Origin of the sequence: Phocaeicola acetigenes (assembly GCF_027529745.1) — a bacterium.
In the GTDB taxonomy this organism is placed as follows: Bacteria; Bacteroidota; Bacteroidia; order Bacteroidales; family Bacteroidaceae; genus Phocaeicola; species Phocaeicola acetigenes.
The window spans coordinates 18,365-38,841 of sequence record NZ_JAPZVM010000008.1 but is presented as its reverse complement, the minus strand read 5'-3'; the positions used below and the strand labels follow the sequence as shown (position 1 = coordinate 38,841).

Below are 20,477 nucleotides of genomic sequence, written 5' to 3'. Positions count from 1 at the left end.
AAAAAAATGCCATTGGGAACTTTTGGGTTCCGGATGGCATTTCTTTTTGTATGTATATCAAAGAACTGTTTTTATGCAGGATTGTCGGAACGGGAAGCCTTGCGCTTTCTCAATTCCTCTGCAATTCGGTAGTGTAAGGCTGCTTCACTCTCTTTTCCCGCTTTGTCGAGTGCATCGGCAAAGCAGTCGTGTGCTCCTGCATGCTGAGGCTTGAGGGTTGTTGCTTTGTCGAGGTCGGTCAGTGCTCCCTCTGTATCGCCGGTATGCAGGCGAAGCTTTCCTCTGTTGTATACAGCCTTAAAGTCCATGGGGCGTAGTTTGACTGCCTGATTCAGACATTCTTCCGCTTCAGCCATCCGGTTGTCGTCGAAATAAGTTACACCTTTCCGTACCCATGCATCTGTATACTCGGGATAAAGTTCGATGGCTTTGTCGTAATTGGCAAGGGCAGCCCGTACATCATGTGCTTTGGTAATGCATTCGTTTCCCATCAGGTAATATTCGTGGGCATATTTTTCCAGATTTTTCTTCTGTTGGTTCATCTGTTCCTTCAGAAGTCTGTTTTCCTCTTTCAGCTTGTTGATAATGTTCAGCTTTTTGCGGATGAACCGTTGGATAAGTGGCTTTTCTATGTCGTAACGCGAATGGATTGCCTTGAAAAACTGATTCAGAAACTCGGGGAAATCTCCCTTGTCGAAAGATTTTACGGCTGAAGTATATTGTATATCGGCCTGTGCCTGCTTCATGGCACGGTCTATGGCCTGTTTGTTGTTGAACTGTTTGGCAAAGGATACGATTTCGGGACGTACGAAGATGTCTCCCCGTGTAATCTCTCTTTTCAGACAGATTCCTTCCAGCGAAGTACAGCGGCTCAGAGCCACATACGTTTGTCCTCCGGCAAATACTCCTCCGCTAAAGTCTATGATTACGTTACTGAATGTAAGTCCCTGACTCTTGTGTACGGTAATGGCCCATGCCAGTCGGACAGGATACTGGGTAAATGTACCCAACTCTTCTTCTTCAATCTTTTTCTCTTCCTCGTTGTAACGGTAGCGGATGTTACTCCAGCTTTCTTTTCTCACATCAAATTCCTTACCCTCTTCTGTAATGACATAGAGAATACCGTCGTCCGAAATGCCGGATATCGTTCCGATTGTTCCGTTGACCCATCGCTTTTCCTGGTCGTTTTTGATGAAGATAATCTGTGCACCAGGCTTTACTTCCAGTTCCATCAGAGTAGGAAGACTGTTTTCGGGAAACTCTCCATGAATTTCTCCTTTCAGAACTGTAGATTCACCCGGAAGTCCGGCAAGTTTCTGTTCGTTGATATAGTCTACCGTGTCGCGTCGTGTAGCCAGAGTGATGTACAAGTCGTTTTCCTTCTGTTTCAAAGGCACATTATAGCGCGTATTCAGAAGTTGCAGGTCGGCAGCTCCGGCTGTATTGGTACGGATGTGGTCGAGTACGTTGACAAATACTTTGTCCGTTTGCCGGTATACTTTTGTCAGTTCGATAGACACTAGTTCCATTTCCTGGAAGATACGAGCCGAAAAGAAGTAAGGATTAGGGTAGAAGCGGTTGATGATTTCCCTTTCATCATTTTTTACGACAGGTTCCAACTGATATACATCGCCTACCAGCAAAAGCTGTTTCCCTCCAAAAGGTTCGCGCATGTTCTGCGAATACACCCGTAGTACTTTATCAATAAAATCGATAATATCGGCACGGACCATGGAAATCTCGTCGATAATAACCAGTTCGATGTTTTTAATCAGTTTGCGGTGTTCCGCCGGATATTTCAGGAAACTATGCAGTTTTCCCCCTTTCAGACTGAAGTTCGGGTCGTCTGGCAACAATGGATAAAACGGAAGTTTGAAGAAACTGTGCAGGGTACTACCTCCTGCATTGATAGCAGCAATACCGGTAGGAGCCAGTACGATGTGTTTCTTTTTGGTATGCTGGCACACATATTTCAAGAAAGTAGATTTTCCTGTACCCGCCTTTCCGGTAAGAAAAACAGACTGGTGGGTATATTGTATCAGTTTCAGTGCATCCTGAAACTCTGCATTATTGGTATCTATAGTTTGGTGTGCCATAACCGGATTCATCCTTTTCGTGCAAAGATAAGTACAAAAAGGAAATAAAAAAAGTGGTTGTATGTGTACAACCACTTTGATTTATAGTAAGCCTTTCGGCTTGGGATTTCCTTTCATAAAGCTGACAGAGTCAGCTGTTTTTAATTACTTGCGTGAACTTTCGTTCAGCATTACATAGCCCCAAATCATAGGATCTGCATTGGCTATTTTCTTAAAAATACTTTTTACCTTTTTCATAATGTTACCCTTTCTTTTTTAATAAAACAAATACCTGAAAATCTTAAAAACACCTCAGGTGTGCCTCACGGTTTACCTTTGGTCTAACCTTTTTATTCTAATACCCTAAAACAATTATTTTACCTTTTTGTCATCTTTAATTTTGACACTACAAAGATACTTCTTTTTAGCAGGCTTGGTACGCTTTCTTTTATAAAGTTTGCATTATATCCTGTTTTATTGATTCAAGTCAATTGTTTTGCCGGAAACGCTACATATTGTAATTTTTTTGTAACAACGAAAGAACAATTGTCTGCTTATTGAATTCCGGGTTTTGAGGTAATAGATAGGATATATTATGTTATATAACAGAAATTTCGTACTTTTGCAGCTCAATTTTAAAATAAAATCAGTTGTTTAATGAAAAAGTTATTCTTATTAGTCGTGATGATTTGCTTTGCCGGAGTGGTAAAAGCACAGAACATTCAGTTGCACTATGATCTGGGACGTGCCATGTACAATTCTTTGGAAGGTCGTCCGTGGGTTACTACCACTGTAGAAATGTTTAAAGCAGATAAATGGGGTAGTACTTATTTCTTTGTGGATATGGATTATACCGATAAGGGGGTATCTTCAGCGTATTGGGAAATCAGCCGTGAGTTGAAGTTTTGGAAAGCACCGGTTTCTGCACATGTAGAATACAATGGAGGACTGAACTATATTAATAATGCTTTTCTGGCTGGTCCGGCATACAACTGGAACAACGCTGACTTCTCACGTGTGTTTGGAGTTCAGGTATTGTATAAGTATATTCAGAAAAATGCAAAACCTCATAACTTCCAGCTTACAGGCACATGGACAATGCATTTCTGCGACCAAAAGTATACATTCAGTGGTTTCGTAGATTTCTGGCGTGAGAAACATACCGACGTACACGGAAACAATCATGATTTTATCTTTATAAGTGAGCCACAGTTCTGGGTGAACTTGAACAAGTTTAAGCATGTAAATGATGACTTGAACTTGAGTGTAGGTACAGAATGGGAGTTGAGTACAAACTTTGCTACACGCAACGGTTTTTACTACATCCCTACCTTGGCAATGAAATGGAGTTTCTAATTTGTTTTTCGGTAAGGAATAATTATCATGCTTGAAAAATTATTTGGTTTTGATTCTAAAGTCACCCGTGTACGTACAGAAATTCTGGCTGGTATTACCACTTTTCTGACCATGGCCTATATTCTGGCAGTGAACCCGAATATACTTAGTGCTGCGGGTATGGACAAAGGAGCCTTGTTTACTACTACAGTTTTGGCATCGGCTCTTGCTACTTTGTTGATGGCTTTTTATGCAAAGCTTCCTTTTGGATTGGCTCCCGGTATGGGATTGAATGCCTTTTTTGCATATACGGTTTGTCTTACTTTAGGCTACTCGTGGCAGTTTGCCCTGACAGCTGTATTGATAGAAGGTATTATTTTTATTTTGTTGACTGTTACCAACCTGCGTGAGAAAATAGTAGATGCGCTTCCGACTACATTGAAAAATGCCATTGGAGCGGGTATCGGTTTGTTTATTGCATTCATCGGTTTGCAAAATGCCGGTATCATTGTGAATAACGATGCCACTTTAATCAGCTTGGGAAATATTACTTCCGGCTCTCCATTGCTGGGAATGATTGGATTGGCCATTACTTCTATTCTGCTGATTAAACGTGTACGCGGAGCTTTGCTTTTTGGTATTTTGCTTACTACTGTAATTGGTATCCCGATGGGACTTACTCATTTGGATGGGGTAATCAGTGCTCCTCCTTCTATCAGTCCTATCTTCTGTCAGTTCCAGTGGGACCAGATTTTTACCAAGGAAATGGTTGTGGTAGTCTTTACTTTCCTGTTTGTGGATATGTTTGATACCATCGGTACTCTGGTAGGAGTAACTACAAAAGCAGGTATGATCGATAAGAATGGAAAAATACCTCATCTGAAACAGGCTTTTTTGGTAGATGCCATTGGAACAACTGCCGGTGCAGTGTTGGGAACAAGTACCATTACTACATTTGTAGAAAGTGCTTCGGGAGTAGGCGAAGGAGGACGTAGCGGACTGACCGCTTTTGTTACAGCCGTATGTTTCCTGCTGGCTCTGTTTCTTGCCCCATTCTTTCTGGCTGTTCCGGGAGCTGCTACTGCTCCGGTCTTGATTCTGGTAGGACTGATGATGATGTCTTCTATCAAGAAAATCGATTTGCTGGATTATTCAGAAGCCATACCTGCATTTATCTGTATCATTTTTATGCCTCTGGCATATAGTATCTCAGATGGTATTGTATTAGGTATGATAAGCTATGTATTACTGAATTTATGCTGCGGAAACTTTAAGAAACTGTCACCGGCTATGTATATTTTGGCTGTGATATTCGTCTTTAAGTTTTTTATGTAGTGTTTGTCGATATCATTATATGCGAATGAGACCGTTTCAAAATCATTTTGAGACGGTCTCATTCTTTTTTATATCCAATTAAGAAAGCCATTCTTTGCCATGAACATAGATTCATGTTTTTATTTGCTTGCTTTAGCTGACGTCGCCGGCTGCACATTCGGCATCGCCGGCTGTACGGCCAACAACGGCGACTTTACAACCGGCGACGTCGATTGAAGTCTCCGACGTTTACCGGCGCCTTTTATTACTTATTCCAATTCTACGTTGTTGACTCTTTCAAGCAGGAATTTGCTTTTGTTCCAATGGAAAGGCTTATATTCGGTATTTGTTCTGATAATATTATTCTTGAACATAAGCCCGTCTACCGATTTGGCATAGAGAATTGGAGCATCGAATACATCAAATTCGTTATCAGTTATCTGTATGGCACCTTTTTTCCCACCATGGAAATATTTTATTTGTTTTTTAAGGTCGGGGATTTCAGGGTAAATTGATATCACTGCATTGGTAAACTGAAACATACTTGTAAGAGAGTTGATGAATTTGTTGTTTCTGATAATCACCTTGCGGCATGCTCCTGTTTCAAACCATCCATTGCAATCTCCGCATAATAAAATGGCAGTACCTGAAGTATGGTCAAAAATATTATTCTCCACAACAGTCTTTTTCGGAGTGCTGAACAAGCTGCCTCTTGCACGGTTGTTGCGTATCGTATTACCTGCAAAGTAAACTTCGGGAGTCCATGTAAGATTTTCTATTCCGAAGTCTCCTTTTTCGGAAATGGATTTATGGACCGGCTTCTCAAAGATTATCTTGAATTCTTTAGCTCCGCTGACTGATTCTTTATCGTAGGGAGTGATGGATTTGATTCTATTGCTTCCATCAAGCACTTCCATAGTCTGTGAGGCAATGAACTGAATCTCATCCCCTGCAAATCCCCAGTCGAATCCCCATGTCTGATGATGCATATATCTGCCTACCAGAGTATGGTCATCAATACGTTTCACCACTTTAAGATAAGTGCCATGTACATTTATTGCATCGTCCATCATGCCTTCGTATAATCCGTTTACAGATACAATCTTACCTTTGCAACCCGAGAAGTGTGTTGCATCGGCTTGTGTAGTAAAAAATCGCTTGTCGTCATCTCCTTTCAGACATACCGAGAATCCGTCAAGAGTGATATTCTCCGTAAGCTGAGCCAAAAGTCCCATTCCGCGGGCATAATGTACTTTTATATTGTTGAGGATAATGTCTTTTGAATTTGAGACAAACACGCCTGGAGTAGGCCGTTCCCATGTTCTCATTGCTACTATAGTGCCCGGCAAAAGAGTTTTCTTTTCATCTTTCCAGTTGGGCGCATAAAGGATTTCTCCTTTATCTGCATATTTATCTTTCTTGAGTTTATATATCCCTTTTGTGGAATAGGACAGGTCGCTGGAATTATACACAATATGTCTGGTATCTTTTTCGAAAGCAATTCCAGAATTGGGGCGTGCGGTCCATCCTTCACCGTAAGCCTCGAAGATAGAATCCTGGGTAATACGATATTTTACCCATTCGGCCGGACGAAAAGCCATTCCTGCTGTACCATTGTTTTCTACAATCTCAATCTGGAATATATGAGGATTTTCGAAATCTATACTTAAATTCTTTATTGTGCAGTTTTGAGTATTCAATATAGATAATGGAAGCATTACACCGTGAAATACGAATTGAGAGTCTTTACCGTCTATTGTAATATTTTGAGTATTCTCTAAAGCTATTCCCACAAACTTAGGATTGTCTTGGTCGTGGTTTGAGATGTAATATTCCCTTTGTATCTTTGGGGAGGGATAAAAATGGTAAACTCCCGGAGCAAATTCAATGGTAATATTCTCGTTTTTGTCTCTATTCCCATTTATTTTCTCAATGGCCTTAAACAACTTGTATCCCAAAGACTTGCTGTTGCCTGGCTTAATTCCGTAATCTGTCAGAGAAATGGTTCTAGACTGTGGTGTCTTTTCTTCATTTTGTGCGAGGAGTGTTGAAAAGCATAGAAATAAAAACAATGAAAAGATAATGACTTTTTGCATAATCCTATTTTTTGTGTTAATCATAATTTGTTTAAATGGAGTTCGAAGATACAAATAATTGGGGATATACCCTAAAGGTAAGTCTCGGATGGGCATAAAAAGGTAATAACAGAAATCAGAAAACCTCCACAGACTGCTGTACATAATGGAGAAGTCTGGGAGGTCATCTTATAGATATCTCGATATATCTTATTTATCCTCAGAAGGAGAATCGGATTTTGTTTGGGTAATGCGGCATTCTATCGACTCCCCTCCGCAATAAATGGTTATGGTAGCTAGCCTGTCGTAATCCTTGTCGTTGGCGAGTAAGACCGCTTTAATAACATGTTCTCCTTTCTCGCCCGATGTGGGGGTAATGCTTATCCAGTCTTCATCGGTTACTTCTTCTTTTTCCATGTAAAGCGTGGTATTCCAGTCCTGCAAGGTTGTAAAATGTATGGTACACTCGGAAGCTGTTTGAGGAGCGGTTTGTATTTGCTCGGTAGCTTGGGTAATCATGATATTTCCTTCGAGTGGCGGAAAGTCATTTGTATTTTCGTTGCAACCAACGGAAAAAAGAGCGGTTACTGCAATGCAAAGCATCATTTTCAAATAAGAAAAATAGAGTTTCATAGCGATTAAATGTATGTTTTATTGGTAAAGATACGTTTTTTATGGATTGTAAATGATATTTGGAAAGTTTATTATTAAAAAACGGATGTATTTCTTGGGGAACTTATGCGTCTGTTACATTTTATAAAATAAAAATCTCCTGAATATCCATAAGATACTCAGGAGATTCCTTATTAAAGAGGGTAAAATTATTCTTCAGTATCGAGTAACAGCTCCATTACCTGACAAGCTGATTTGGCTACAGATGTACCCGGACCAAAGATTGCCATGACTCCGGCTTTGTACAGGAAGTCATAATCCTGTGCTGGAATAACTCCTCCGGCAAAGACGAGGATATCTTCGCGTCCCATTTTTTTCAGCTCGGCAATGATTTGCGGAATCAGTGTCTTGTGTCCTGCTGCAAGAGAAGAAACTCCTACTGCATTGACATCGTTTTCCACTGCTTCGCGTGCTGCTTCTTCCGGAGTCTGGAACAACGGTCCCATGTCTACGTCGAATCCGCAGTCTGCAAATCCTGTTGCTACTACTTTGGCACCTCGGTCGTGTCCGTCTTGTCCCATTTTGGCAATCATGACACGTGGGCGTCGACCTTCTTTCTTTGCAAATTCTTCGGTCAGTTCGCATGCTCGTGCGAAATCTGCATCTTTTTTACTTTCTGATGAATACACGCCTGATATAGTTCTGATTACTGCTTTATAACGTCCTACTACCACTTCGCAGGCATCGGAAATTTCTCCCAATGTAGCACGTACTCTTGCTGCTTCTACTGCCAGTTCCAGCAGATTACCCTTTCCGGTCTTGACACATTCGGTGATAGCAGCCAGAGCTTTGTCTACTTCTTCCTGATTACGTCCTTCTTTCAGACGGCGTAAGTTCTCAATCTGTTCCTGACGTACGGCTGTATTGTCGACTTCAAGAATATCAATCGGGTCCTCTTTTTCCAGTCTGTATTTATTGGTACCTACGATAGTCTGTTCTCCTGAGTCGATACGTGCCTGTGTACGTGCCGCTGCTTCTTCGATACGCATCTTAGGAATACCGGTTTCGATTGCTTTGGCCATACCGCCCAACTTTTCGATTTCCTGGATATGTTCCCAGGCACGATGAGCCAGTTCGTTGGTCAGAGATTCTACATAATAAGAACCTCCCCACGGGTCGACATTCTTACAGATTTGTGTTTCTTCCTGAATGTAAATCTGAGTATTACGTGCAATACGTGCAGAGAAGTCGGTTGGCAGGGCAATCGCTTCATCAAGAGCGTTGGTGTGAAGAGACTGAGTATGTCCCAATGCGGCAGCCATTGCTTCAATACAAGTTCGTCCTACATTGTTGAACGGATCCTGTTCGGTCAGTGACCATCCTGAAGTCTGAGAGTGAGTACGCAAGGCAAGTGATTTCGGATTCTTCGGATTGAATTGTTTTACAATCTTTGCCCATAACATACGTGCAGCACGCATCTTGGCAATTTCCATAAAGTGGTTCATACCGATAGCCCAGAAGAACGACAAACGAGGAGCAAATGCATCGATGTCGATACCTGCCGCTACTCCGGCACGAAGATATTCCAAACCGTCGGCAAGAGTATAAGCCAATTCGATATCGGCTGTTGCTCCTGCTTCCTGCATGTGGTATCCGGAAATGGAGATAGAGTTGAATTTCGGCATTTTCTGTGATGTATATTCGAAAATGTCCGAAATAATCTTCATAGAAAATGCAGGTGGATAAATATAGGTATTACGTACCATGAACTCTTTCAGAATATCGTTTTGGATAGTTCCTGCCATTTCTTCCAGTTTGGCACCCTGTTCCAGACCTGCATTGATGTAGAACGCCATAACAGGAAGTACGGCACCGTTCATGGTCATGGAAACAGACATCTTATTCAATGGAATACCGTCGAACAGCACTTTCATGTTTTCCAATGAACAGATAGATACACCAGCCTTACCTACATCACCTACTACACGCGGATGATCGGGGTCGTAACCGCGATGTGTCGGAAGGTCGAAGGCTACAGACAAACCTTTCTGTCCTGATGCCAGATTACGGCGGTAGAATGCATTCGATTCTTCTGCTGTAGAGAATCCTGCATACTGACGGATAGTCCAGGGACGGAAAGTATACATCATGGAATATGGACCACGCAGATAAGGTGGAATACCTGCTGCGTAATTAAGATGTTCCATGCCTTCCAAGTCTTCTTTTGTATATACCGGTTTTACTTGAATCTGTTCCGGTGTTCTCCAGTTGGCTGTGATGCCATTTTCTTTTTGCCATTCCATTCCGTTTTGTGGTTGGAATCCGGCATATATATCAATGTGTTTAAAATTCGGTTTCATGAGACTACTTTACTCCTAACTTTTCGTTATACTCTTTCAATGTTTCTAACACGTTGCAGCGTACATGGATGAAGTTTTCGATGCCTGCAGCTTTCAGGTCTTCCATGCAAGCCGGTGCACCGGCTACGATAAACATAGCACGTCCGTTCACAGCCTGGAAGGCAGGAATTGCATATTCTGCATATTCATCATCGCTGGAACAGATAACCACAATGTCTGCCTGTGCTTTCATTGCAGCTTCTACTCCTTCTTCTACTGAAGCAAAGCCCAAGTTGTCTATTACCTCATAGCCTGCACATGCCAGGAAGTTGCAGGAGAACTGCGCACGTGCCTGACGCATAGCCAAGTTACCGATAGTAAGCATGAATGCTTTTGGACGTTTACCAGAGTGTTCGGTCTGCAAACGTAACGCTTCGAATTCGCTTGCAGCACGGTCGGTATTCAGTTTTGCAAAAGTTGTATCTTCTTTTTCTTTGATTTCACAACTGCATGACGAAGAAACCGGAGTCTTTTCTCCTGCCAGTTCGTTGAAGTTAGGATATTGGTTGGTTCCCAATAGAATTTCTTTTCGTTTTGATACAGCTTCATGACGAGCCTTGTTGCTGGCATTGACAGCATTCTGTACACTTTCTGACAAGACCGCTTTCAGCATACCACCTTCATCCTCTGTTTGCAAGAACAGTTCCCATGCCTGTTTTGCAATAGCTACAGTCAGGTTTTCAATGTAGTAAGAACCTGCTGCTGGGTCTACAATACGGTTGAGGTGTGCTTCTTCCTTCAGCAGCAACTGCTGGTTGCGTGCAATTCTTTCAGAAAAATCATTCGGAGTTTCGTATGCCTTGTCGAAAGGAGTAACGGTGATAGAGTTTATGCCTGCTATTGCGGCGCTCATTGCTTCTGTCTGTGTACGGAGCAGGTTGACGTGTGCATCAAACAAGGTCAGGTTGAAACTTGATGTTTCAGCATGTGCAAGCATTTGACAAGCACATTTGCATGCAGGTTTGTATTCGTTGACAATGTTGGCCCACAGCATACGAGCTGCACGGAATTTGGCTATTTCCATGAAATAGTTGGAGCTGATACCGAAATTGAATTTGATTTTTTTTGCAGCCAGATCAGCAGGAACACCGGCTTCTGTCAGTTTGCTTAAGTATTCATTTCCCCAAGCGAGAGCATACCCCAGTTCCTGATAGATATAAGCTCCGGCATTGTTCAGAAGGAGGGAGTTGACAGCAATACAACGGAAGTTAGGATATTCAGCTAAAACTTCTACCAATTCTTTTGCTGAGTCAATCACAGAAGTAAGGTCCTTTCCTTTCTTCAACATTTTACTGATAGGGTCGAAGTTGACAGAACCTTGAATCTTTTCGGGATTATATCCTTTTTCTTTAAAATAACCCACTAAGATTTTGGCTAACTGTACGGTGTGTCGCTGACAAGTGGAGAAGTTCAGTTCCACACATTCGCAGCAGATATCTTTTAATAGTACGCGAACTAATTCCTCACTTACTTCGTCGCCTTTGATTGTGAAGCCTAATGAATCAATCCCTTTATTTAAAATATCGAGTGCTTTGGCATTGGCTTCTGCAGGATTGTTTACTTGGATATCTTGTCGGATAAACCATGTATTGTCATCTTTTTTATTTCCTCTTACATAAGGGAACTGTCCTGGAAGTCCTTCTGTGGTTTTTATTCCTTCCAAATCTTCCTGACGGTAGAAGGGTTTTACTTTAAATCCTTCATTGGTTTTCCATACCAACTTCTTTTCGTAGTCGGCTCCCTTTAGGTCGACTGTGATTTTATCCATCCACTCTTGTGTGGAAACGGAAGGAAAATCTGAAAAGAGTGTTTCTTTACTATCTGCCATAGTGAAAAGTGTTTTTTTGATATTATGATTTAATGTTCTCTATGCATATGATTGTAAACCCATGCAGGGCAAATATACGAATAAATTGCATAGAGTAATGAAAGAGTGAAGTTATTTTTGGTATATTATATCGGGAGAATTGTGAAAAGAAGGAGCCTGAAATCTTTTTGGGGATATTAACTTAAAATAGGAGAATGATAATATTCTTTTATAAAACGAAGCTCGGTTGTTATAATTTTTTTCACCAAATAATAGTTGATTGATTCTTTTTATTTGTCTACATTTGTCGCAAAATTTAGAATTTAATATTATGAATTGGCTACAAGATTTATTGACAAACCCTAACTCCATCGCGCATATAGTGGCACTTTATGCCTTTGTGATTGCGGCTGGAGTCCTTTTAGGAAAGATTAAGCTTTTTGGAATCTCATTAGGGGTTACTTTTGTCTTGTTTGTTGGAATCTTGGCCGGACACTTCGGATTTACCGGTAATCCGGCTATTTTATCTTTCGTACAAGACTTTGGATTAATTTTATTTGTTTTTTGTATTGGTCTGCAAGTGGGACCTTCTTTCTTTTCTTCTTTTAAGAAAGGGGGAATAACCATGAATATGCTGGCTGTGGGAATCGTAGCCCTGAATATTGTGGTTGCATTAGTATTATATTATGCGCTGCAAGGTCGGGTTGATATTCCGATGATGGTGGGTATCCTTTGTGGGGCAGTTACCAATACTCCTGGTTTGGGTGCTGCGAACGAAGCTCTCCAACAGCTGCATTATCAGGGACCGGAAATTGCGATGGGATATGCTTGTGCGTACCCGTTGGGTGTAATGGGTATTATTCTTTCCTTGATTGCTATACGTTATATATGTAGAGTAAATATGCAGAAAGAAGCAGAGGATATCCAAAAGGAGGAGGAAGCTAATCCTCACCTGAAGCCTTATCACATTGTATTGAAGGTACAGAATGAGGCTTTGAGTGGAAAGAAAATGTCTCAGGTGCAAAACTTCCTGGCTCGTGATTTCGTTTGTTCCCGTATTCTTCAGGACGGACATGTATATGTGCCGAATGCTGATACGGTATTACGTTTGGGAGATGAAATGAACATTGTCTGTGCCGAGGACGATTCTGAAGCTATTCAGGCGTTTATTGGTCCCAAAATCGACGGGGTAGACTGGGACAAGCAGAGTAAGCAGGATAAGCCGATGGTATCACGCCGTATTCTTGTTACTCAGCCGTCTATTAACGGTAAGACCTTGGGAGAACTGCATTTCAGTAGTATGTATGGTGTAAATGTGACTCGTGTAAACCGTTCGGGTATGGACTTGTTTGCGGCTCGTCAACTGACTTTGCAGGTGGGTGACCGTGTGATGGTGGTAGGTCCTCAGGATGCAATTGAACGTGTGGCAGAACTGTTAGGTAATCAGTTGAAACGTCTGGATCATCCGAATATCGTAACCATTTTCGTAGGTATTCTGGTTGGTATTCTGTTTGGTAGTCTTCCTATTGCATTCCCTGGAATACCGACTCCGGTTAAACTGGGTCTGGCAGGAGGACCATTGATTATTTCTATTTTGATAGGTCGTTTCGGACACAAGGTAAAACTGGTAACTTATACAACAATGAGTGCCAATTTGATGCTGCGAGAAGTGGGACTGGTTTTGTTCCTTGCCAGTGTCGGTATTAAAGCTGGAGAGAATTTCGTGCAGATGGTTGTGGAAGGCGATGGTATGTTGTATGTAGGTATTGGTTTCCTTATTACAGTTATCCCATTGCTGATTATCGGAATGGTGGCTCGCTGGGGTCATAAACTGAACTATTATACATTGATGGGATTGATTGCTGGTAGCAATACAGACCCTCCTGCATTGGCTTATGCGAATCAGATTTCAGGTAATGACGCTCCGGCTGTAGGATATTCTACTGTATATCCGTTGACTATGTTCTTGCGTATTCTTACCGCACAATTGCTGATTCTGTTTATGGCAGGATAATTCTTTTATCAGATAATTAAAATCCGCTATCCGGTTTCTTTCCGGATAGCGGATTTTCTTTTAAAAAAGAATCCGGTACAGAAAGAAAGTTTTTTCTTTGTACCGGATAGGATATAGAGAGTGTGATTAAGTCTGTTTTAGAAACGGCAGCGGATATCTACTCCAACCTGTACCGGACGTCCCATTTGTGCAAACCCACGACTCATTGTTTCGAAGTAGAATGCCTGATAGTCGGTATTCAGTGCGTTGTTTACCCAGAATCCTATCTGGCCATTTCCTTTGTTGAGGCTGATACGGCCATTCAGTGTGCCGTAAAGAGATTGGCTGGCATCATTTTTTTCTGTCCAATAAATACGTCCTGCTGCTTTATAATTAGCATTGAATGTGATATTGTCGAGTATGCTGTTCTTACGCAATGTCCATATATATTGTGTTCCTACACTGAAGGTATGTTTCGGCACGAAGGGTACGTAGTGACCATTATAGCTTATTTTTACTATTTCTTTTCCTGACTTTTCATTCGTTTCATAATCGGTAAAGGTTGCGTACGTGTATCCGTAGTTACCATTCAGGCTCCATGCATCAGTGAGTTGCGCACGTAAAGAGGCTTCGGCACCTATGCTACGGCTCTTTCCCGCATTGACAGTGATTCGTCCTAAACCGTTGTCTGAGAAGCGTGAAATCTGCTGGTCGCGTGTATCCATATAGAAAGCAGCCAAATCTGCCTGTAGTTTACCGTCGAATAGGGTGAGGTGAGTTCCCACTTCATAGTTCCAGGAATACTCTGGCTTGTAAAGAACCGTTTCACTGACGTTGGCCGGCTGGTCTTTGTACTTTTCGAACATGCTGGCAAACTTACTGAAGTTCGGATCTTGAGCCAGTGCATCGAGCATGGCATTTTTCAGAGAACCTTGAATTAAATCCGAGAACATCTGTATGTTGTATCCTCCGGAACGGTATCCTTTGGTGGCAGTTACGTATACATTATTCTGCTTGTTCCAGGCATATTGTATCGTGAATTTAGGTAGTAACTGCAGATAGTCGGTCGACTCTTTTCCTGTAAATGATGAAAGTGCATCCAGATTTTTACTTTCCATCTGCATAGGGCCCATTTTGAATAAGAAGTCAAAGTTCATGGCACTATGTGCATTGTAACTCATCTTTATCTTTTCATAATCCAAACGCAGACCGGCTGTTACAGACAGACCCTCTACCAGTAGATCGTTCAGTGTAGATTGGTGGTAGATGGCTCCGTTCAAAATAGGAGTATCGTAGCTTCCCGGTACCGGCATAGTAGGATTGTTCACAGTCAGATGCATGGTAGGCATCATCGGAGAGCCACTTGGAAAGATGCTGTTTACATTATCTTCAATCATACTTTTTACTCCATCCTGCTGGAAGGTTACAGGAGCGTCGGTAGTCAGCCACTGATAGAATCCGCTTATACCGGTAGTCCACTGCCAGCGTTGTCCGGCTTTCGATTTCAGCACCAGTTCTTCTGTCAGTGTCTTGGAATTCTGCTTCTGCATCATGGTGTAAATATCTAGTTCTGTAAAATCCTGGTCAAGATTCATCTGGTCGTACAGATACTGTACACCGGTAGAACTGCTCAGTATAAAATTGTCTGCCTGGTAAGAAAGGTTCATTCCGGCATTCAGAAGATTACGTTTGTATCCACATTCGTGGTTGTAGGAAATCTGGTTGATATATTCTGCACGATCTTCCTCTCCGCTGGTTTTTCCGGTATACATATATGGATATCCACCTTGATTGGTGTATTCGTAGTTAAGGGTGAAGTCCAGTTTCAAGTTTTCAGTAGGCAGATAGATAGCGCGGATGCGTCCTCCGAATTCGTCATCGGTGTCAATGCGTTTGCCGTTGTAACTGTTTTTGAAGAACCCTCCATTGTGCTGGTAAAAGAATCCGGCCGAAAAGGCAAACTGTGAAGAAATACGGTGATAATGTGTAAGCGATGCTTTGTAGTCATTATATGTGGCTGCACTGAGCCGTACATCTGTTCCCTGATAAGTGAAAGGTGATTTGGTAAAGACACGAATCAGTCCGCCCATGGTATTTCTACCATAAAGTGTACCTTGAGGACCTCTCATTACATCGATACGTTCGATGTCTGAATAGTTGAAATCGAAAGCCGACTTGTCAATAAAAGGAATATTGTCTACATACAATCCGATTGCTGGAGTATTGATACGTGAGCCGATTCCACGTACATAAACAGAAGTGGTCAGCTTTGAGCCATAATCGGGGATGAACAGGTTAGGCACCAGTCCGGAAATGGATTTGATGGAGGTCACTGCATTGTTTCTCATTTCATTTTGAGAAAATGAAGTAGACGATAAAGCCTGTTGACGGAGGCGGTTGTTTTCTTTGGGAGTAGCAATTACCACTACTTCTTCAATGTCTATCACTTTGGTGGTATCTTTGCTTTCAGGTACATAGCCTGTTTCGTTTGCTGCCATTGCAGCACTTGCTACAGTTGTGAGTGTGAGCAATAAAGCACTTTTTTTCATCCTCGTATTGTATCTGTTAATACTGTTTTTAAATTCGGTTGCAAAGTAAGTGCGAACAAGTGAAACGTGCAATCCTAATTTATGAGGATTTTATGCAATGGAAAGAGTAAAAGGAACTGTATACAAGAAGCGTCCCACTGCAAGGAGACGACCGTCCCACTACAAGGAGACGGGTGTCTCATTACAATGGTACGACCGTCCCACGGCAGTGGGACGCCTATGATAACCGGACTCGACTTATCCGATATTCTTTACTTTGATAAGATATTCTGCGATTTGTACAGCATTCAAGGCTGCTCCCTTCTTAATCTGGTCACCTACAATCCAGAACGTCAATCCGTTTTCGTTTGCCAGGTCTTTACGGATACGTCCTACATATACAGGGTCTTTTCCTGCAAGGAACAATGGCATCGGATATTCTTTCTTTTCCGGGTTGTCCATCAGAATCAGTCCTTCTCCTTCTTCGAAAGCCTTGCGTGCTTCTTCTACAGATACCGGACGTTCTGTTTCAATCCAGATGCTTTCTGAATGAGAACGAAGAGCAGGTACACGTACACAAGTAGCACTTACCTGTATATCAGAGTGCATGATTTTCCGTGTTTCGTTGTACATCTTCATTTCTTCTTTTGTATATCCGTTTTCAGTAAATACGTCAATCTGAGGAATCAGGTTGAAGGCCAACTGATAAGCAAATTTTTCTACTTTTACAGGCTCTCCTGCCAATACCTGACGATATTGTTCGTACAATTCGTCCATAGCAGCTGCACCGGCACCACTGGCAGCCTGATAAGTAGATACGTGTACACGTTTGATGTGTGTCAGGTTTTCGATAGCTTTCAGTGCTACAACCATCTGAATAGTAGTACAGTTCGGGTTGGCAATAATACCTCTCGGACGGTTCAGTGCATCTTCAGCGTTTACTTCAGGTACTACCAATGGAATATCGTTATCCATACGGAACGCACTTGAATTGTCGATCATTACTGCACCATACTTGGTGATAGTATCAGCAAATTCTTTAGAAGTTCCTGCACCTGCAGAAGTAAAGGCAATGTCTACACCTTTAAAGTCATCGTTGTGCTGCAGAAGTTTCACTTCAATCTCTTTTCCACGGAATGTGTACTTCTTTCCGGCACTACGTGTAGAACCGAACAATACTAATTCATCGACAGGGAAGTTTCTTTCTTCGAGCACACGCAGGAATTCTTGACCTACGGCTCCGCTCGCACCAACAATTGCTACTTTCATTTTCTTCGTTTTTATTTTCTGATTAATGTTAGTTCTTTATCCAGTTATCGGACTTTATGTAATGTTATATTGCTTTTTTGTAATGCAAAATGTTGCAATTCTCTAACTGACTGCAAAAATAAGACATTATTAAATATAAACTCGGTGAAATGGGAAGTTTTTTGTAATTTTGTTGTTAAAATGAAAATAGCTTATCTGTTTTATGAAAGAACTGTTCGATTTGATGAATTTTGATATAAGTTTTCCTATTACAGATCCTACATGGATATTCTTTTTGGTATTGGTCATCATTTTGTTTGCGCCGATAGTACTGGAACGGCTTCGCATTCCGCATATTATTGGTATGATTCTGGCCGGTGTGGTAATAGGGGAGCATGGGTTCAATATCCTGGCACGCGACAGTAGTTTTGAATTGTTCGGTAAGGTAGGGTTGTATTATATCATGTTTCTGGCTGGTCTGGAAATGAATATGGAAGATTTTAAGAGCATCCGTGTTAAGGCTACGGTCTTGGGATTGCTGGCTTTTATCTTTCCATTGGGTATAGGTATCTGGACGAATCTGAACCTGCTGAACTACGGTTTGATGACTTCTGTGCTGCTGGCCAGTATGTATGCTTCACATACCTTGATTGCTTATCCGATTGTGATTCGCTACGGTATTAACAGGCAAAGGGCTGTCAGCATAGCTGTAGGAGGTACGGCGGTCACTGATACGCTGACTTTGTTAGTGCTGGCTGTGATTGGAGGTATGTATAAAGGTGAGACTTCCGAAATGTTCTGGATATGGCTGGTATTGAAAGTCGTTGTGCTCAGTGCGGTTATTATGTTTACCTTTCCCCGTATCGGACGTTGGTTTTTCCGTCGTTACAGTGACAATGTCGTGCAATATATCTTTGTGATGGCCATGGTTTTCCTTGGAGCCGGTCTGATGGAGTTTGTCGGTATGGAGGGAATCTTGGGAGCCTTTTTGGCTGGTTTGGTATTGAATCGTCTGATACCTCATGTTTCTCCTTTGATGAGTCATCTGGAGTTTGTCGGAAATGCCTTGTTTATTCCTTATTTCCTTATCGGCGTGGGGATGTTGATTAATGTCAACGTTTTATTTGGACATATCGACTCGGTTAAAGTAGCTGTGGTAATGATTGTGGTGGCTCTGCTAGGAAAGTGGATTGCTTCATGGCTTACACAGAAGATTTATAAGATGCGGGCATTGGAACGTGAACTGATGTTTGGATTGAGTAATGCTCAGGCTGCTGCTACATTGGCTGCAGTGTTGGTCGGATATAATATTATTCTTCCTTCGGGCGAACGCTTGCTGAATGAAGATGTACTGAATGGAACAATTCTGCTTATATTGGTAACGTGTGTAGTTAGTTCTTTCATTACGGAACATGCAGCGAAACGTATTGCTATGGATGATGCGGCTGTAACCGATGAAAAAAAACAGGAGAAGGAATGTTTCCTCATACCGGTTGCCAATCCGGAAACTGTAGAAAATTTGATGAATCTTGGATTGGTGGTACGGGATGGTAAAATGAACAACAATCTGGTTGCTTTGAGTGTAATTAATGATAATAGTGACTCGGCTGTCAAACAGGAGATGAGGGGAAAACGTAATCTGGAGCGTGCGGCGCAGATTACAGCCTCTGCAAATGTGGACTTGAAAACAGTCAGCCGTTTCGATTTAAATATTACAACAGGAATCCTGCATGCAGCTAAAGAACATGAAGCGACCAATATCATCATTGGTTTGCATTATAAGGTGAGTATTGTTGACTCTTTTTTCGGAAGTTTGACGGAAAATTTGTTGAAGAATACTTATTTGCAGGTGATGGTAGCCCGCTTCCTTATTCCTGTGAATACGTTGAGGCGTATCATTGTAGCTGTACCTCCGAAAGCTGAGTTTGAGCATGGCTTTATGAAGTGGATTACTCATATGTGTAGAATGAGCGGACAGTTGGGATGCCGTGTACATTTTTATGCGCAAGCCCGTACATTGGGGTATATCAAAGGTTATATTCAACAGAAGCATAAAGAAACAAGAGCTGTTTTCTCTGAGTTGGAAAACTGGGATGACTTGTTGATTCTGACCGGACAAGTGAACTATGATCATCTGTTGGTTATTGTCAGTGCACGTCGTGGCTCCATTTCTTATGATTCGGCTTTCGAAAAACTGCCGAATCAGATTTCCAAGTATTTTAATAACAACAGTATCATGGTGCTTTATCCGGAACAGAAAGGAGACCCGAACGAGAGTCTTTCTTTCTCCGATCCACGTGGCTGGGCTGAAACTCAGTATTATGATAAAGTAGGTAACTGGTTTTATAAATGGTTTAAGAAAAATTCATGAGTGAAATAAAGAAAGATTGGCAACAGCGTACAGAACTGTTGCTGGGAGAGGAAAAGATGGAACGTCTGCGTCGGGCACATGTGCTAGTTGTTGGACTGGGAGGAGTAGGAGCCTATGCTGCCGAAATGATTTGCAGAGCAGGAGTGGGAAAAATGACCATTGTAGATGCCGATACTGTTCAGCCCAGCAATATCAACCGTCAGCTTCCTGCCACTCATTCTGTATTGGGAAGACCAAAAGCAGAGGTATTGGCCGAGCGGTTTAAGGATATTAATCCGGAGTTGGAGCTGAATGTCTTGCCTGTATATTTAAAGGATGAGGCTATTCCGGAGTTGTTGGATAGTGCTTCTTTCGATTTTATTGTCGATGCTATCGATACGGTTGCCCCTAAGTGTTATCTCATCTATCATGCACTTCAGCGAGGACTTAAAATTGTAAGCAGCATGGGAGCAGGTGCCAAACGGGATATCACTCAGATACGTTTTGCCGATTTGTGGGAAACCTATCATTGCGGATTGAGTAAGGCGGTTCGGAAACGCTTGCAGAAGATGGGAATGAAGCGGAAGTTGCCTGTTGTCTTCAGTACGGAACAGGCTGATGAACATGCGGTGATTCTGGTAGACAATGAACAAAACAAGAAATCAACAGCAGGAACAGTTAGCTATATGCCGGCGGTATTTGGATGTTATCTTGCTGAATATGTAATTCGTAAAATCTGAT

The 20,477-nt window shown here is 41.9% G+C and carries 12 protein-coding genes; 5 read left to right on the top strand and 7 right to left on the bottom strand.

Translation table 11 applies throughout. The features are described from left to right. Window positions 1-71: 71 nt before the first annotated feature. A complete protein-coding gene (locus O6P32_RS09780; RefSeq protein WP_269878292.1) occupies window positions 72-2,096 on the bottom strand; it encodes an AAA family ATPase in 2,025 nt (674 codons plus the stop codon). Between the two features lie 636 nt (window positions 2,097-2,732). On the opposite strand from O6P32_RS09780, the gene O6P32_RS09775 reads away from it, so the two are divergent. Both O6P32_RS09775 and O6P32_RS09770 read left to right on the top strand, forming a co-directional pair. Next, window positions 2,733-3,431, top strand: a complete 699-nt coding sequence (locus O6P32_RS09775; protein ID WP_269878290.1) for a nucleoside-specific channel-forming Tsx family protein — start codon at window positions 2,733-2,735, stop codon at window positions 3,429-3,431. Between the two features lie 27 nt (window positions 3,432-3,458). Next, entirely contained in the window at window positions 3,459-4,745 is a 1,287-nt protein-coding gene (locus O6P32_RS09770) for an NCS2 family permease (RefSeq protein WP_269878289.1), read from the top strand. A 248-nt stretch (window positions 4,746-4,993) separates the two neighbouring features. On the opposite strand, the gene O6P32_RS09765 is transcribed toward O6P32_RS09770, so the two are convergent. From O6P32_RS09765 to mutA, 4 genes are all read right to left on the bottom strand, one after another. Further along, window positions 4,994-6,820, bottom strand: a complete 1,827-nt coding sequence (locus tag O6P32_RS09765; RefSeq protein ID WP_269878288.1) for an alpha-1,3-galactosidase-related protein — start codon at window positions 6,818-6,820, stop codon at window positions 4,994-4,996. A gap of 189 nt (window positions 6,821-7,009) precedes the next feature. Further along, window positions 7,010-7,432 (bottom strand): BACON domain-containing protein, encoded by a 423-nt coding sequence (locus O6P32_RS09760; RefSeq protein WP_269878286.1) that lies wholly within the window; start codon window positions 7,430-7,432, stop codon window positions 7,010-7,012. A gap of 188 nt (window positions 7,433-7,620) precedes the next feature. Continuing rightward, on the bottom strand, window positions 7,621-9,771 hold the full coding sequence (scpA, locus tag O6P32_RS09755) for a methylmalonyl-CoA mutase (protein WP_269878285.1): 2,151 nt from the start codon (window positions 9,769-9,771) through the stop codon (window positions 7,621-7,623). A 4-nt stretch (window positions 9,772-9,775) separates the two neighbouring features. Continuing rightward, window positions 9,776-11,638: a methylmalonyl-CoA mutase small subunit gene (mutA, locus tag O6P32_RS09750; RefSeq protein ID WP_178265938.1), complete on the bottom strand. Its 1,863-nt coding sequence runs from the start codon at window positions 11,636-11,638 to the stop codon at window positions 9,776-9,778. A 310-nt stretch (window positions 11,639-11,948) separates the two neighbouring features. Here mutA and O6P32_RS09745 point away from each other — a divergent pair, with 310 nt between their 5' ends. Then, a complete protein-coding gene (locus tag O6P32_RS09745) occupies window positions 11,949-13,631 on the top strand; it encodes a putative transporter (RefSeq protein WP_269878284.1) in 1,683 nt (560 codons plus the stop codon). Between the two features lie 137 nt (window positions 13,632-13,768). Here the strand turns inward: O6P32_RS09745 and O6P32_RS09740 are convergent, their stop codons facing one another. Then, complete coding sequence (locus O6P32_RS09740; protein ID WP_269878282.1) at window positions 13,769-16,159, bottom strand: TonB-dependent receptor; 2,391 nt, start codon at window positions 16,157-16,159, stop codon at window positions 13,769-13,771. A gap of 237 nt (window positions 16,160-16,396) precedes the next feature. After that, window positions 16,397-17,407, bottom strand: a complete 1,011-nt coding sequence (locus tag O6P32_RS09735; RefSeq protein ID WP_178265935.1) for an aspartate-semialdehyde dehydrogenase — start codon at window positions 17,405-17,407, stop codon at window positions 16,397-16,399. A 202-nt stretch (window positions 17,408-17,609) separates the two neighbouring features. Here O6P32_RS09735 and O6P32_RS09730 point away from each other — a divergent pair, with 202 nt between their 5' ends. Together O6P32_RS09730 and O6P32_RS09725 are read left to right on the top strand one after the other, a co-directional pair. Next, on the top strand, window positions 17,610-19,757 hold the full coding sequence (locus O6P32_RS09730) for a cation:proton antiporter (RefSeq protein WP_269878280.1): 2,148 nt from the start codon (window positions 17,610-17,612) through the stop codon (window positions 19,755-19,757). Then, window positions 19,754-20,476: a tRNA threonylcarbamoyladenosine dehydratase gene (locus O6P32_RS09725; protein ID WP_178265933.1), complete on the top strand. Its 723-nt coding sequence runs from the start codon at window positions 19,754-19,756 to the stop codon at window positions 20,474-20,476. The genes O6P32_RS09730 and O6P32_RS09725 overlap by 4 nt, the downstream gene beginning before the upstream one ends. The last annotated feature ends 1 nt before the right edge of the window (window position 20,477 follow it).

Bases quoted from the DNA above. Each gene is read 5' to 3' on its own strand.
- O6P32_RS09735 (WP_178265935.1), bottom strand. From the start codon at position 17,407: ATGAAAGTAGCAATTGTTGGTGCGAGCGGAGCCGTAGGTCAAGAATTC.
- scpA (WP_269878285.1), bottom strand. From the start codon at position 9,771: ATGAAACCGAATTTTAAACACATTGATATATATGCCGGATTCCAACCA.
- O6P32_RS09780 (WP_269878292.1), bottom strand. From the start codon at position 2,096: ATGGCACACCAAACTATAGATACCAATAATGCAGAGTTTCAGGATGCA.
- O6P32_RS09770 (WP_269878289.1), top strand. From the start codon at position 3,459: ATGCTTGAAAAATTATTTGGTTTTGATTCTAAAGTCACCCGTGTACGT.
- O6P32_RS09730 (WP_269878280.1), top strand. From the start codon at position 17,610: ATGAAAGAACTGTTCGATTTGATGAATTTTGATATAAGTTTTCCTATT.
- O6P32_RS09745 (WP_269878284.1), top strand. From the start codon at position 11,949: ATGAATTGGCTACAAGATTTATTGACAAACCCTAACTCCATCGCGCAT.
- O6P32_RS09725 (WP_178265933.1), top strand. From the start codon at position 19,754: ATGAGTGAAATAAAGAAAGATTGGCAACAGCGTACAGAACTGTTGCTG.
- O6P32_RS09740 (WP_269878282.1), bottom strand. From the start codon at position 16,159: ATGAAAAAAAGTGCTTTATTGCTCACACTCACAACTGTAGCAAGTGCT.
- mutA (WP_178265938.1), bottom strand. From the start codon at position 11,638: ATGGCAGATAGTAAAGAAACACTCTTTTCAGATTTTCCTTCCGTTTCC.
- O6P32_RS09765 (WP_269878288.1), bottom strand. From the start codon at position 6,820: ATGCAAAAAGTCATTATCTTTTCATTGTTTTTATTTCTATGCTTTTCA.
- O6P32_RS09775 (WP_269878290.1), top strand. From the start codon at position 2,733: ATGAAAAAGTTATTCTTATTAGTCGTGATGATTTGCTTTGCCGGAGTG.
- O6P32_RS09760 (WP_269878286.1), bottom strand. From the start codon at position 7,432: ATGAAACTCTATTTTTCTTATTTGAAAATGATGCTTTGCATTGCAGTA.